Annotated in this window: 12 protein-coding genes and 1 other annotated feature; of the genes, 1 reads left to right on the top strand and 11 read right to left on the bottom strand. The window is 45.9% G+C overall.

Annotated elements, in window-relative coordinates; translation table 11 throughout:
• The 10 genes from pheS to QOR60_RS03165 all read right to left on the bottom strand — a co-directional run bounded on the left by pheS (window position 1) and on the right by QOR60_RS03165 (window position 11,139).
• Entirely contained in the window at window positions 1–1,047 is a 1,047-nt protein-coding gene (gene pheS / locus QOR60_RS03120; RefSeq protein ID WP_283581896.1) for a phenylalanine--tRNA ligase subunit alpha, read from the bottom strand.
• 47 nt (window positions 1,048–1,094) lie between these two features.
• Window positions 1,095–1,308, bottom strand: a binding site (T-box leader).
• A 44-nt stretch (window positions 1,309–1,352) separates the two neighbouring features.
• Window positions 1,353–1,682 carry a winged helix-turn-helix transcriptional regulator gene (locus QOR60_RS03125; protein WP_283581897.1) on the bottom strand — a complete coding sequence of 110 codons (330 nt, stop codon included), beginning with the start codon at window positions 1,680–1,682 and terminating at the stop codon, window positions 1,353–1,355.
• A gap of 17 nt (window positions 1,683–1,699) precedes the next feature.
• Window positions 1,700–2,197 carry an HD domain-containing protein gene (locus tag QOR60_RS03130; protein WP_283581898.1) on the bottom strand — a complete coding sequence of 166 codons (498 nt, stop codon included), beginning with the start codon at window positions 2,195–2,197 and terminating at the stop codon, window positions 1,700–1,702.
• A 98-nt stretch (window positions 2,198–2,295) separates the two neighbouring features.
• Complete coding sequence (locus QOR60_RS03135; protein WP_283581899.1) at window positions 2,296–3,075, bottom strand: TrmH family RNA methyltransferase; 780 nt, start codon at window positions 3,073–3,075, stop codon at window positions 2,296–2,298.
• Between the two features lie 27 nt (window positions 3,076–3,102).
• The gene (locus QOR60_RS03140; protein ID WP_283581900.1) at window positions 3,103–3,477 is read right to left on the bottom strand and encodes a hypothetical protein; all 375 of its coding nucleotides are present in this window, start codon (window positions 3,475–3,477) and stop codon (window positions 3,103–3,105) included.
• A gap of 13 nt (window positions 3,478–3,490) precedes the next feature.
• Window positions 3,491–5,326 (bottom strand): translation elongation factor 4, encoded by a 1,836-nt coding sequence (gene lepA, locus QOR60_RS03145; protein WP_283581901.1) that lies wholly within the window; start codon window positions 5,324–5,326, stop codon window positions 3,491–3,493.
• Window positions 5,327–5,467: 141 nt separating this feature from the next.
• Window positions 5,468–7,201, bottom strand: coding sequence for a CAP domain-containing protein (locus QOR60_RS03150; RefSeq protein WP_283581902.1), 1,734 nt, complete (start codon window positions 7,199–7,201; stop codon window positions 5,468–5,470).
• 120 nt (window positions 7,202–7,321) lie between these two features.
• Window positions 7,322–8,581: a peptidoglycan bridge formation glycyltransferase FemA/FemB family protein gene (locus QOR60_RS03155; protein WP_283581903.1), complete on the bottom strand. Its 1,260-nt coding sequence runs from the start codon at window positions 8,579–8,581 to the stop codon at window positions 7,322–7,324.
• Window positions 8,582–8,596: 15 nt separating this feature from the next.
• Entirely contained in the window at window positions 8,597–9,862 is a 1,266-nt protein-coding gene (locus tag QOR60_RS03160) for a peptidoglycan bridge formation glycyltransferase FemA/FemB family protein (protein ID WP_283581904.1), read from the bottom strand.
• A 14-nt stretch (window positions 9,863–9,876) separates the two neighbouring features.
• Window positions 9,877–11,139 carry a peptidoglycan bridge formation glycyltransferase FemA/FemB family protein gene (locus tag QOR60_RS03165; RefSeq protein ID WP_283581905.1) on the bottom strand — a complete coding sequence of 421 codons (1,263 nt, stop codon included), beginning with the start codon at window positions 11,137–11,139 and terminating at the stop codon, window positions 9,877–9,879.
• 526 nt (window positions 11,140–11,665) lie between these two features.
• Between QOR60_RS03165 and QOR60_RS03170 the strand changes: the two genes are divergently transcribed.
• Complete coding sequence (locus QOR60_RS03170; protein ID WP_408612543.1) at window positions 11,666–12,631, top strand: hypothetical protein; 966 nt, start codon at window positions 11,666–11,668, stop codon at window positions 12,629–12,631.
• Window positions 12,632–12,699: 68 nt separating this feature from the next.
• On the opposite strand, the gene QOR60_RS03175 is transcribed toward QOR60_RS03170, so the two are convergent.
• Window positions 12,700–14,784, bottom strand: a complete 2,085-nt coding sequence (locus tag QOR60_RS03175; RefSeq protein ID WP_283581906.1) for a peptidoglycan D,D-transpeptidase FtsI family protein — start codon at window positions 14,782–14,784, stop codon at window positions 12,700–12,702.
• Between the last annotated feature and the right edge of the window lie 157 nt (window positions 14,785–14,941).

Raw genomic sequence — 14,941 nt, forward strand, 5'->3', positions numbered from 1 at the left:
TTATCCCTTCCGTGCAAACTGCTTCAAGAAACGTTCATCATTCAGATAGAAGTTCCGAATGTCATCGACCCCGTACTTCAACATCGCAAATCGGTCCGGACCCAAGCCAAAGGCAAAGCCCCCGTACTCTTCCGGATCAACGCCTGCCATTGACAGAACGTTTGGGTGAACCATTCCGGCGCCTAACACTTCAATCCAGCCGGTCTGCTTGCAAACAGCACATCCCTGACCGTCACACTTGAAACACGAAACATCAACTTCTGCCGATGGCTCGGTAAACGGGAAGTAACTTGGCCGCATCCGGATGTTCCGGTCAGCCCCAAACATCTTCCGGGCCAACAGTTGGAGGGTCCCTTTCAGGTCAGCCATGGTAATGTGCCGGTCAACCACAAGCCCCTCAATCTGGTGGAACTGGTGTGAATGGGTTGCATCATCCGTATCCCGGCGATAAACCTTCCCGGGAGAAATCATCTTAAGCGGTCCCTGGCTAAAGTCGTGTTTTTCCAGGGTCCGCGCTTGAACCGGAGATGTCTGGGTCCGCATCAAAATATCCTTTGTGATGTAAAACGTATCCTGCATGTCCCGCGCCGGATGATCCTTCGGCAGGTTCATCATTTCAAAGTTATAATGTTCCTCTTCAACTTCAGGACCATTGACTACCTGGTAACCCATCCCCAGGAAAAGTTCCTCGATTTCGTCAATAATCTGTTGCAAAACATGGGGCGCTCCGGATTTAACTGGTGTTCCGGGCAGGGTTACGTCCAGGGTTTCCTTTTCAAGCTTGGCTGCCATCTGTGCCGTTTCCAGTTCATCCTGCTTCGTTGCAATTGCCTGCTGGAGTGCATCACGTACCTCGTTAGCAAACTTTCCCACTTGCGGCCGTTCTGCCGGATCAATTTCTTTCATTCCCCGCAAAACCGCCGTAATCGGGCCCTTTTTACCAAGAAAATGAACCCGGATTTCATTTAACTGTTTAAGTTCAGTTGCTTCTTGCACTGCGCCAAGTCCTTCATCCCGCAATTGTTTTAGTTGTGTTGTTAAATCCATCAGTCTACTCCTTTCCAGATAAAGGCAAATAAAAAAAGCCCCGTCCAAATAGGGACGAGGCTTCGCGGTACCACCCTAGTTTTGGCGACAACTAATCACCAACACTCTTTACGGATAACGGGCGTCCCGAACTGTTTTTCGTTAATTAACTCCCAACAGTAGCTCCGGAAGTGAACTTCATCGCTTATTGAGGGGACCCTTCCAGCACCGGCCCCTCTCTGAACTCGCCAAACGACTACTCTTTTCCATCGTTGCCTTTAAAATCTTCGTTTAAATTTTAACCTGCTAGCCCAGGAGGCGTCAAGTTACTCGCAGTCATCAGCCGTATACCACTTATCAGCCCATTCGTGGAGAGCCGTCATCATCGCTTGGAGATCCTGCCCCCGCTTAGTTAACTGATATTGCTCCCGGCAGCAGCCCTCAACGGCCACCTTTTCAACAAGCCCTTCCTTGATTAATTCCTTTAACCGTTCAACCAAAACACGATCGCTACACTTATTAATTTTAGCCGCTAAATCGCGAAAACGCTGTGGTCCCGCCGTTAGGAGAACATCAATAATCAATCCGTTCCACTTCTTACCAAGAATACTAAAAATCTTCGTAAATTTCGGGCATAATTGAAAATCAGTCTGCATTACATTCTTCCTTTCAGTTATTTAATTGGTAACTGCTGCTGAACCAGGTGTTTTGTGTCCATTAATACATGGGTACTATATTCCTCAATTGCGGCATACTTATCAACAAGCGTTACCACGTAACCCTCAGGGTACTTCGGCGGAACGATGGTTGCTCCCCACATATGCTTGACAATAATGTCACGTTCCTTTGCGGTCAACGGCGTAATCTTTTCCGCATTCCGCAGGGCAATCCGGGGATGAATCCAGGCATGTGTTCCTAAGCTAAACTTGGTTGTCCGCCAGTCATAGTAAAACAAGTCATGCAATAACCCTGCCCGCGCAGTTGCCCGGGCATCAAGGTGGAGCCGGCGAGCAATCCGATAACTCTCGTAAGAAACCGTAATACAATGTTCCAGCCGCGTTGTTGCGTGGTGCTGAACAAAGTTTGCTAACCGTTGAACCTCCGGGCGTTCGAGTAAGTCCCGGACATACCCGACGTACACCGGATCAGCCTTCCATTCTCCCTGTTTCATGAATAACTACTCCTTTGTCAGCAAAATAACCGCTTCAATGCGTATCGTAGCCCGTGCCTGCTAAAAATTCAAGCGTAAACTAGCAGTGTTATTGATTCTTAACCGCCAATTAACTGAAACATCAAAATTCCAGCCGCAACCGCAACGTTTAGGGATTCTGCCTGCCCGGCGATCGGGATATAGAGGTTCATCGCTGTTTGGTGAAGCAAATCAGCACTCATGCCGTTTCCTTCGTTCCCCATTACCAATGCAAAATCCTGATGCTGGCCAACAGTGCGGTAATCCCGCGCATTTACGTTTAGTTCACTCCCAAAAACCGGGATTTTGCGATCCCTAAACGTGGTGACCCACTCCCCTAAATCGGGCGTTGTCACCAGGTGCAGGTGAAACTGGCTGCCCTGCATCGAACGCATAATTTTCGGCTGGTGGTAATCCGCCGTTCCGGGGCCAAAAACAACCCCGTTAAAGCCGGCCGCATCCGCCGTCCGCACCATCGTCCCGATGTTTCCTGGGTCCTGTACCCCATCAAGGAAAAGCCATGCGCCCTGAGCTTGGCTGGGTGTCACCGGTTGCTGGTCAACGAGAGGCGCCACCGCAAAGACCCCCTGCGGACTCGGTGTTGAACTAATTTTTTGGGCAATTTCACGGGTAATTGTGACCACTTCACAGTCCCCCGGAACTGATAAATCATCCAGTAAGCTAATTTCGTCAGCAACAATAATCAGTTCGTTGATCACCACCTGTGCAGCTAACGCTTCCTTTACCAGATGCCATCCTTCCAGTAAGTACCGGTGCTGCTTCTTCCGTCCCCGACTAGTCTGTAACTTTGCCCAATCCTTAACCCGGCGGTTTCCTGGGGCAGTAATCTCTTCTACCATAAATATTTCCTCCGTTTTTCGCTTCAACTAATGCCGCACACCACGGTAGTTATGATTTCCCTTAATCTTATGAACGTGCTGTTTGAAATGCGGGCCGTTATTCGTAACTAACTTAAAGTTCTTCATTTTACCGTTAAACGGCTGGCCACTTACCCGGATTTGCCGCCACGCCTTCATCGCCTGAATCATTGTCCCCAACTGTTTCTGCTGCGCAGGGTTGTTTTCCCGTAAAGCTGCAACGAAAATATCCGACTGGAGGCGCTGAATAAGACCGTCATGATAGTTTAACAGTTCGGGGGTGACGGGCGCGTGACGATACTGGTTAAACAAATCCTGGATCACCGTCATTGCTTCACGAACATTTTTCGGTTGCACATACCGCTGCGCTGGTTGTTTTCCCATAAGTGCTCGCCCCTTACTTGTTATCAAGCTCTTCGTCCGTCTTCAACACTGCCATAAAGGCCTCCTGCGGAACGTCCACCTTCCCGATGGCCTTCATCCGCTTTTTCCCCCGCTTCTGCTTCTCTAACAACTTCGCCCGCCGGTCCGGATCCCCGGTATGAATGCGGGCCGTAACGTCTTTCCGGTATGCTTTGATATTGGTCCGGGCGATAATTTTCGCACCAATCGCTGCTTGAATCGGGACTTCAAAGTTTTGCCGCGGAATAATCTTCTTTAACTTCATTACGATTTCCCGCCCGCGTTTTTCCGCAAACTCTTTGTGCGCAATAAAACTTAGGGCGTCAATCTTATCGCCATTGAGCAGAATATCAATTTTCACGAGTTCACTCGGCCGTGTCCCGTTCAACTCGTAGTCAAGTGACGCATAACCACGGGTACTCGACTTGAGCCTATCAAAGAAATCAAAGATGATTTCCGACAACGGCATGTCGTAAATAACATTTACCCGGTAGTCGTCGAGATACTCCATCGTGTCAAACTGGCCCCGTTTCCGTTGGCACAATTCCATTACCGCCCCAACATAGTCGTTAGGTACCATAATTGTCGCCTTTACAAAGGGCTCGTTAATCTGCTTGATTTCCGTTGCGGGGGGCATTTCTGCCGGGTTAGCCACGGCCTTATGCTGCCCATTTGTTAGTTCAACGTCATAGGTTACTGATGGGGCAGTGGTAATCAAACTCAGGTTAAATTCCCGCTCTAACCGTTCCTGAATCACGTCCATGTGGAGTAAGCCGAGGAACCCACACCGGAACCCAAAGCCCAGTGCCTGGGAAGTTTCGGGCTCAAACTCAAGGGCCGCATCGTTCAGCTGCAGTTTTTCGAGGGCGTCCCGTAAATCGTTATACTTAGCGTTATCCGTGGGGTATAGCCCAGAATATACCATCGGGCTCATTTCCCGGTAACCGGCTAACGGCTTCTCGGTCGGATGATCCGCATTAGTAACGGTATCCCCCACCCGCGTGTCCTGGATATTCTTAATGCTGGCAGTGATGTACCCAACATCCCCGGCAATTAACATGTCCCGTTTTAACGGCTTCGGGGAGTTTACGCCCACTTCGGTGACTTCGTACTCTGCGCCGCTATTCATCAGTTTAATCCGATCGCCGGCCTGAACGGTTCCCTCAACAATCCGGACGCTTAGAACAACGCCCCGGTAGTCATCGTAAACCGAATCAAAGATTAATGCCTTTAACGGCGCCTGCAAATCACCCGTTGGTGCGGGCACCTGGTGAACAATCTGCCCGAGGATTTTCTCAATTCCAATCCCCTTTTTGGCGCTGGCTAATACGGCGTCACTGGCATCGAGCCCAATGACGTCCTCAATCTGCTGGCGCACCTTTTCGGGCTCCGCCGATGGAAGATCGATCTTATTGATTACAGGTAAAATTTCCAGGTCATCGTCCAGGGCCAGGTACACGTTTGCTAACGTTTGCGCCTCGACCCCTTGAGCCGCATCAACGACCAGCAATGCCCCTTCACACGCTGCAAGGCTCCGGGAAACCTCATACGAAAAGTCCACGTGGCCGGGGGTATCAATCAGATGAAAAATATACGTCTCCCCGTCCTTTGCCGTATAATGCAGTTCCACCGCATTCAACTTAATCGTGATTCCCCGTTCCCGCTCAAGGTCCATTGAATCCAGCAGTTGGTCCTGCATTTCCCGCTTGGAAACAGTATCGGTTAACTCAAGAATCCGATCGGCAAGCGTTGATTTCCCGTGATCAATGTGGGCTACAATCGAAAAATTGCGGATGTGGCGCTGCCGCTCCTGCATTGCTTTTAAGTCCATCGTGCTCCTACCTTCCGTTCAATCGTCATTGTTCTTATTATAGTAAGTCTGGGGGAAACCAGTCAATTTCTCATTGTAAACAAAAAGCCACCGCCGTAACGGTAGCTTTCTGCTTGATACGAAAATGAATAGTTCTTAGGTTTAGTTCCGCTTCTTCCGCTCAGCTAAACCAAACATGCTTAAGATTCCGGCTAATCCTAATCCCAGAATCCCGGCCATTGATGCAGCACTATTCTGGGCATCACCAGTGTCTGGCAGGGCCTTCTTAGTAGCCTGCTTGTTAGCCGTTACCGTGTCAGCGTACACAACATCGGCGTCCCCACTCTTGTATGATGCCTTTGCGGTTGACCGCATAACGTAGTGGCTGCTAATTTCAGCACTCGTCATTGGCTGCTGATCCTTAATCCACTGAACGGACGTTGTGTTGTACGGTTCGTCCGCTTTCAATGCGGCTTCTAATTCGTCCAGCTTCTGCAGAGCAGACTGGTATGCAGTCTGGTACTTAGCTAAGGTTGCCTGGTCCGCGTTTTCCTGGGCCTGAGCCTGGTTGAGTGCCTGAACCGCGTTGTTGTAATCGTTCTGAGCGTCTGCCAGGGCCTTCTTGGCGTTAGCGATGTCCGCTGGAGTGATACTGTTCAACGTCTTCTGGTCGTTGTCCAGCTGATTCTGCGCGTTCTGCAAGTCGTTCTGCAGATTGTTCAGGTCCTGCTGATCCTGTTGTAACTGCTTCTGGTCGTTCTCTAACTGCTTAACGCCAAAAGTCTGTTCGTCATTGTTCAGCTGGTTTTGCGCATTCTGCAGAGCCTGCTGGTCGTTCTTCAGCTGGTTTTGCGCAGCGGTTAAGGCTGAGTTATCCGCATTACTTAAACCAACAGGATTACCGACGGCGTAAACTGCTACCCAACCACCATCATACTCAGCAATTCCAATACTACCGTAGGCTGGATTCATCATCATGTTGTGATGCGGCTTGGCAGGCCAATCTATATTGATACCCTTTGGATCGTTATACCAAATATCGGCCATATCCGTTCCATTGCCACCACCAAATATCGAACCAACAGAAACATCACCAGCAACACCATTCTTTTCAGGATACCCCATTGCATGAATTTGATTATTTTGGCCTTGCCAATCCGGATTCTCTTTTGCGCCATCCTTTGCCCGCTGTTCAGCGTACTTTTGGAGATTATCGGCAACCTTCAGCGGAGCAAGGCCGTTCTGCGTGCGCCACTTATTGATTTCATTCAAAGCAGCCTGTTCCTTGTCAGTTAAACTAACAGGATTCTGTGTCTCCGCCTTCTTAACATTCTGCTCATCCTGGTTAACCTTGTTTTGCGCATCGGTCACCGCCTGCTTGTCCGCAGCAATCTTGGACTGCTGTTCTGGTGTTAACTTGTGTTGCTGGTCCTGCGCAACCTTGGTCTGGTCATTCTTCACATCGTTTTGCTTGTTAGCGATTGCCGTCTTGTCACTGCTAATCCGCTGCGACTGCTTGGACATATCGTTCTTTAGTGAGGATGGTTCGTTAACCTTGGACTGGGCACTGTCTAACTTGGACTTAGCGCTGTTAACGTTAGCCTGCGCTGAACTTACCTTGGTCTTGTCGTTGTTGACAACACTCTGGGCGCTGTCCATGCTGGCCTTAGCGCTGCTGACAACTTTCTTTTGACTAGCAACGGCCGCCTTGTCACTTGAAATCTGTGACTGGCTCTTGCCATCGTGGTGCGTTGTCGTTGTGACCTTGGTTTCGTCACCAATGTGTTGCTTGGTAACCGTAACAGAGTCAGCATGAACGTTAGCTGCGCCCATTCCGGCAGCAACCGTGGCTGCTCCAACGGCTGCCGCTGTTAATAATTGCTTCTTCTTCTTCATAAAGAATACCTCCGAATAAATCAAACCTATGTAGCTCTCATCTAACATACTCATCATACAACAAATGAGGGTACCCCCCCCCATTACATTTTAGTTACAAACCTTATTAGTTTTTCTAAATTACCGTTCGTCGTTGTGTCCGATAAGCGTTTTAATCACCTGATTAACCCTGTACAGCATTGGCTTTAACGGCTTTTCGAACCAGCCAATCGTTCGGTACGGTGTTCCGCCAAATGATTGTTTAAACTTTAACACACCATCACTACCATCGAAGTTTCCCGTTACCATGTAAAAATTATATGTTGGAATATGCTTTTTTAACGCAATCTGCATCACATAGTCCTGAAGGAGATACTGGCCATGATAATTACCAAACTGCTTATTATTAAAACTAAACAGGTACGCTAACTCCTGTGGATGAGTACAGAACATTCCACCTGATAACGTCAACACATTACCATACGTCTTCCGCTCATCCTCGGCCTGGGTAATATTCCGCTGCTTACCCTTGATTTGTTGCAAAAACTCATTTTTACGCCGTTGCAATTTAGGCGTATCCTTCTTCTCAAGGCGCGCATCAACCTTGTCAATGCTCTGCTGCAATTGCTCAATCTCTTTTTTATTCCGCGCGATAAAATCATCCAAGTTCAAGCGTGCCATTAGGTAATAAACATCATCACCGTATTCTTGGTACGCACTCTGATAAAAATGCAGCGTCTTATCCGCAAAAGAACGCCGTTCAGCCGTGGCAGCCGTTTGCTTCTTAAATTCTGGCAATTCGTCATAACTTAAGCGGTCAATGTATACCCCCAGCTTCTCGGCACGCTTAATATCATTTCGTGCTTGTTTGCTGTACGTTGCCCGTAATTCATCGACCGAATGAATGGGCCGTAAATCCTTTCGGTACTCGTACCCTAATCCGATTAACGGAATCCGGTTATCCGTAACGGGATGCTGCTCAACGTGCTTGTATCCACTATTCACCATCAGCTCAACAAGCGACTGATTAAACTGGGCAACCACCTTTCCCTGGTTATCAAGCCGTTCCGCATCAAGTGGCGGCGTCACCCTAATAGCAAGCGCCCCCTGCTGCTTGAAAAAGCATTCCGCTTCGCCAAAGAAAAAACTGACCAATTCCTGGTTAGAATAATCCATCAACGGTCCGGCCCACATCGAATAAATATCGCCCATCCGGGCATGGTCAACAAAATAAGTCGAACCAGCAACTAATTGGCCATTTTCCCTGACTCCGATACAACCAACCTTCTTGGATTGCTTATTCATATTGTATTGGCCACGTAACTGCATAAACCGTCCGAGGGGATGTTGCTTCCCGAACTGTTCGTATTCGTCTAGCGATAACTCTGAGATAAACTCCATCACACGTTCCTCCCACTACTTTACGTCGTTCCCGTGGCCCAAAATTGTCTTAACAACATGGTCAATCCCGTACTTTATCGGTTGTAACGGTTTTTCAAACCAGCCCATCGTCCGGAACGTTGCTCCCTTAAAGAGCTGTTTAAACTTTAGCACTCCATCCGTGCCATCAAACTTCCCGGTTACCATGTAGAAGTTATACGTCGGAATTCCCCGTTCAATTGCCATCTGCATCATGTGGTCCATTAAGTAATGCTGGCCATAATAGTTACTAAATTGCTTATTAGTGAAACTAAACATGTAACTAATTTCCTGCGGCTGAATATAAAACATTCCACCGGATAAAGTAATTACATCGCCATTTTCCTTTTGCTCATTCTTTGCACGGGTGAGCGCTTTATTTAGGCTTTTAATCTGCTGCCGTCCCTGGCTTAGCTTAGTTTTTAGCTTCTTTGAACTGGCATCTTGTAACTTGGCGTTGAGTTCGTCTACCTCTTGTTGCGCCTTCACCAATTCTTGTTCCTTATTAGCAATGAAATCAGCGAGATTTAGACGCGCTTCAATAAATACCACGTTGTCCTTAAATTCCTTGTACGCATGCTGATAAAAGTCCAGCGTTTGGTCGTGATATTCACGCTGTTCAGCCGTATCTTCCGTATGCTTTTTAAATGCGGCCAAATGGTCATAATCAATTCGTTCAAGGTATACGCCAAACCGTTCTGCCCGCTTAACGTCGTTCCGCGCACGTTTATCGTAAGTAGCCCGAAGTTCTTTTACACTGTTAATCTTACTTAGATCCTTCCGGTACTCGTAACCCAAACCAACCTTAGGCATTCGGTTATCCGTAACGGGATTTTGGGGAACGTTCCGGTATCCCCGATTAATTAAATGCTGTCGAACATTTTCGTTATATTCAGCAACGACTTGGCCCTGATCATCCAGTTGTTGAACATCCAAAACTGGGGTAAACCGAAAAGCTAGTGCTCCCTGCTGCTTGAAAAAGCGTTCTGCATTGTCAAAAAAGAAATCTACCAGTTCTTCGTTATCATAGTCCATCAAAGGGCCGCCCCACACGGAGTAAATATCCCCCATTCGGGCATGATCAATAAAGTAAAACGCCCCAGCAATAACGTGCTCATCATCGTCAACAACACCAAGGCAGCCCGTCTTTTTGGAAAGCTTATTCATATTGTATTGCCCGCGTGACTGCATATACCTTCCAGCTGGACAAGACTGTTCAAATTTTTCGTATTTGTCAAATGGCAAATTAGCTACAAATTTCATTTATTTCTCCTCAATTACCGAACGTCACTGCGCCCTAGCAGTTTCTTCAGCCACCGATTAATTTGATATTTAACCGTGCTTAATGGCTTTTCAAACCAGCCAATCGTCTGATACGTCTGGCCACCGAAAGATTGTTTAAATTTTAAGATTCCATCAGTGCCATCAAAATTTCCTGTAACCATGTAGAAGTTATACGTCGGAATTTTTCGAGCAACCGCCTGGTTTAACATGTAGTCCTGCAGTAAAACCTGGCCGTGATAATTCCCAAATTCCTTGTTATTAAAACTAAACATATACGCAACTTCCTGGGGCTCTGTATAAAACATTCCACCAGAAAGCGTAATAACATCACCGTACTTTTGTTGTTCTGCCTGTGCTTGCTGAATATTCCGTTGCTTGCTTTGAATTTGCTGTTCAAATTCAGCTCGTCGCCGGTTAAGCTTCTTTGTTTGTTTTACCTTCAACTTATCATCAATCTTGGCAATTTCATCAGATAAAGCAGTGATCTCGTCCTTGTTACGCCGAATAAAATCTACTAGATTTAGTTGGGCCATCAAAAACTGAACATCGTCACCGAATGCCTGATATGCATGTTGATAAAAAGTAAGCGGTTTGTCAGCAAAGTCACGCCGGTCCGCTGTCAACGCTGTTTGTTTTTTAAATTCACCTAACTCGTTATAATCCAACCGCTTAACGTAAACACCCAATCGCTCAGCCCGCTTAACATCATTCCGCGTTTGCTTGGCATACGTTGCCCGGAGTTCATCAGTCGAGTGAATATTAGTTAAGTCTTTTCTGAATTCAAACCCCAATCCAACACCGGGATATTTATTATCTTTAATTGGTTCCTGTGCAACGTGTCGAAATCCAAGATGGCCAAGGTGATTAATCAACTCATTATTCATGGTCGCCTTTGTATGCCCCTCGTCATCCAAAACAGCCGCGTCTAATGGCGGGGTAATTCTAAATGCTAATCCCCCTTGTCCACGGAAGAAACGAGTGCACGATTGAATAAAGAAATCTAAAACCACGCTATCAGAATAATCTAATAATGGTCCACCCTTAATTGAATAAACATCCCCAAATTTAGCGTGGTCAACAAAGTAGTAAGCTGCCGCAACAAGATGGCCATTATCGCCATAGACCCCCACACAACCAACGGGCTTATTGTTCTTAGTAACCGCTAACTGTGCGGAAGTTTGCATATATCTTCCTAACGGATGTTGCGCTGCAAATTGCTGAAATTCGGATAATGGTAAGTCACTCTTAAATTCCACGGTATATCACCTCACGTAGACATTAACCAGTTTATTATATAATATCTGTCCCTAATATCCATCCCTTTAACCCACTATCCGTCCTGCGTTTTAGAATTTTGTAATAATATACAGGTATCATGATTAAGGAGTGAACATATCGTTGCATTCAATACATAATACAAACAAGAAGTCTTCTCGTTTAAAAATATTATTGACCATTTGTATGGTCTTATTATTAATATGGTCTCTTCGTTTAAACTTGGCGAATACGGATGAAACATATTCTCTCGAACTTCTTAGGCATTCTTTTTGGTCAATTATCCAACTAGACGCTCTTGACGTCCACCCCCCTTTGTATTATCTCGTATTAAAACTATTGTTTAAGGTTACTTTTATTAGCAACTGTAGCCCGTTTGTTCAAATAATTATTGGCCGCTTATTTTCTGTTGGCTGCTTCTTCTTAACAATTTTAATTATTAACTCAATAGTTTCTTCCCTTTTGAATAAGCATACTTCTCTGTTTATCTTTGTACTTACTTTACTCATGCCCTCGGTTCTTTGGTATTCGACCAACATTAGAATGTACGCCTTGGCAGCATTATTTATTAGTTGTGAATTGTTTTTCATTTACCAATTTGAGACCCTTGGAAACTTTTCATTCATAATTTGCGCTACCATCTTTGCTGGCGCTGCTGCTTGGACTCATTACTTTGCAGCGGTTAGCGCAGGGCTTCTCCTTATGTTTTTTTGGCTTTACGCGCTTCACACTCGTCATTATAACAAGGTCGGAGCATATACAATTGCCGGAATTGGTCTTATCGTTCTCTTTATTCCGTGGTTAACAATCGCATACAGCCAACTAAAAAGCGTGCATGGGAGTTACTGGATTAAAAACTCTCTTTACGATTATATTGGAAGCTTTTACTACGTTCACTTGACTGACATTGTAGGTCTTCATGCGTTTTCTATTTTGGCGGTTCTCTTTCTAGTTGTTCTCATATTTGTCTTAATTAACGGAATTAAACTACTTGATAATTCGGCGTTTAATCTATACTTTATGGCAATTAGCGGAACGATGATTGGAACAATCGGACTCGGCTTTCTAATTTCTGTCTTAATGCGCCCGATTTTTGTTCCCCGTTACGTCTACCCGATTTTCTTCCCGTTTATCTGTTTTTCAATGCCACTAATTAAGCTATACTTCCAACAACAACCGCGGTTCGGTGGAAAAGCACTCATAGCTCTTGCTACTTTAGGCGTCCTAATTAATACGGCTAAGGGTGTTCATGGATTAAAAGAGGATGTTACTGCCGTTCGAACTGTAAATATTGATAAGTCGTTTAAAACAGCGGTCAAGTGTAACCATGATACGGATGCGCAAACTCTTTTCCTAGCTTACTGCCTTCCAAAGCACCGAATTACAACTACGCAATACAAAATCAGAACCAGAACGGTTCAATCGGAAAAATTATTTGATAAAACCTTTCCGAACGTCGTAACTCATAAATAAATAGGTACTTGACACCATTTTAACGTATATAAAGACCGCGTCGAAAAACGCGGTCTTTTTATTTCTAGTTAAAAGCCATCACTTGACTGAACATCATCCCAATATGCCTTATAAATAGCCTTTGTCGTATCCATTTCTGCCGTAAAGTTATTAACGTTAGCCGAAATTCCCGGGTACACGACAACCACGGCAACTTGCGGATTTTTATACGGCGCATATGAAATCGCATCATACGTATAGGTATCATGCCCATCAGTAACCGTTTGCGCCTGACCAGTCTTAGCTGCAACGGCTGGCTTTATGTCCCCAAGCGGTTTCCCAGTCGTATATTGGCTCGAACCATGCGCAACTGCCCACATACCTTCTTTTAAGACGTTCCACTGCGCAGATGTTGCTGAAACGACATTTAATACTTTAGGAGAGTACTTATACTGTATTTCACCTAATTTACCATTCTTCATTGGCTTTCTAATGGCGGACACAATATGAGGTTGCAATCGGTACCCGCCATTGGCAATCGTTGATACATATTGTGCAAGTTGCATGGTTGTATACGTATCATACTGCCCAAAACCCATGTACAACGCCTGGCCTATATGTTTCTTATCACTCTTTCCTTTCATTCCGGCTGTCTCACCAGGAATATCAATTCCTGTCTTTACCCCTAGACCAAACTGGGCAAAATTATTTCGTAATTGGCTAAAAATTGAAACAGGCATCTGTAACTTCTTTCCCGGGGCGTACTTAAAGCCTCCCATTCTCATAATCAGCTTAACCATGTAATCGTTAGAGGATACCTGCAATGCTTGTTGAGCAGTTAAGTTCATATCAATCGTTTGACCTTTTTGATCAAACCAAGAGGCAATCCGCGCAATTCCTTGCAACACAATTGGCGTATCCTCAATTGTATTATTCTCTGGCGTAATAGCCCCGCTCTGGAGTCCTCCCATTACCATCGCAGGCTTAACGGATGACCCCATCGCGAACGCCTGATTAATTGTACCTAATGCATCCGATGATTGCTTACCTGTTTTAGGATCACGGTGAACTCCTGCGATTCCAATTACCGCGCCATTATTTGGGTTAATAACAACGGCATATCCTCCCTGACATTGCGGACTAGCACCAGAAAGACTATTAACCTGTTTCTGGATAATCCCCTGCAAGTCATTCTGGAACTTAGCATTAATCGTTAACTGAAGGTCGCTTCCGTTCTGCCCGCCGTATTCCTTGACTTCCTTCTTAACCTTGTTGTTCTGAGTTTCAACCTTAATCGTCTTCTTAGTTCCCTTAAGAACATTCTCATACTCCGATTCAAGATAACTGGAACCGACGCTATCATTCCGGGCGTACCCTTCGGCCAACAGTTCATTAACCTGGTTTTCCGGAAGTCCCTGCCTTTGGGTCGTCACCGTTCCGACGATACTCTTGATTGAATCCCCATTTGGATAGTTCCGACTCCAACTCGTTCCAACCTGGATTCCGGGCAATTGTGCCATGTGCGCACCAACAAGAGCCATTTCCTTGTCGCTGACGTCCTTCGTCTTAATGTATACGGTTGATAGTGACAATGCTCCGTTCATCTTATTAAAAATCACTGCGGCATTCTGCTGCGCTGCCGATAGGTTTTGTCCCAGATGATGGCGACGAACATAATCCTGCTCCGCCTTCGTCAGCTTCCCGCCGGTCATCGTATCAGCACCGCTGATCTTCTTCACGATGCGGGCATTATTCTTAGGATTAGCTAAATAATACTCAGCCTTCTGCGCAGAACTTAGCGTGTTCGTTCCCACGGAAAGAAATTTCCCGAGTTCGTTAGCAACCTGGTACATCTGGGCATCCGTTACGTTTAACGGCTTCGTATAGGTGATTGCCCGGGAAGAATCGTTCCCCACAAGCACCTTCCCGGTTGAGTCAAAAATCATCCCCCGTTGGACATTTCGGGTTTCAACCTTAGTCGAATTATTCGCCGCTTCCGCCGCAAACCGTTTTCCTTGCATAATTTGCAGGTGCGCCATTTGAATAATTAACGCTACAAACAACATAAAAACCAGGAAAAACAGGAGATTTAGCCGGAACGGAATAATTGATTTATTGTCCCGCGTACCCTTCTTCTGTTGCTTAAACTTAATTTTTCCGAGTGATTTCTTCATTCCGCTCTTCTCCCTCTTATCAGGGACTTCATCCACCCTGATTTCAGACGTTAGTTCAAACTCCATCCTACCATATTTTATAGGTAACGAGTAGAACGTCCCAAATAAAATCCAAGAGTGCAATTCCCAGCTCACAGAATTTATTCTCCCCCTTAAT

Source organism: Ligilactobacillus hohenheimensis (assembly GCF_947381805.1).
Lineage (GTDB): Bacteria > Bacillota > Bacilli > Lactobacillales > Lactobacillaceae > Ligilactobacillus > Ligilactobacillus hohenheimensis.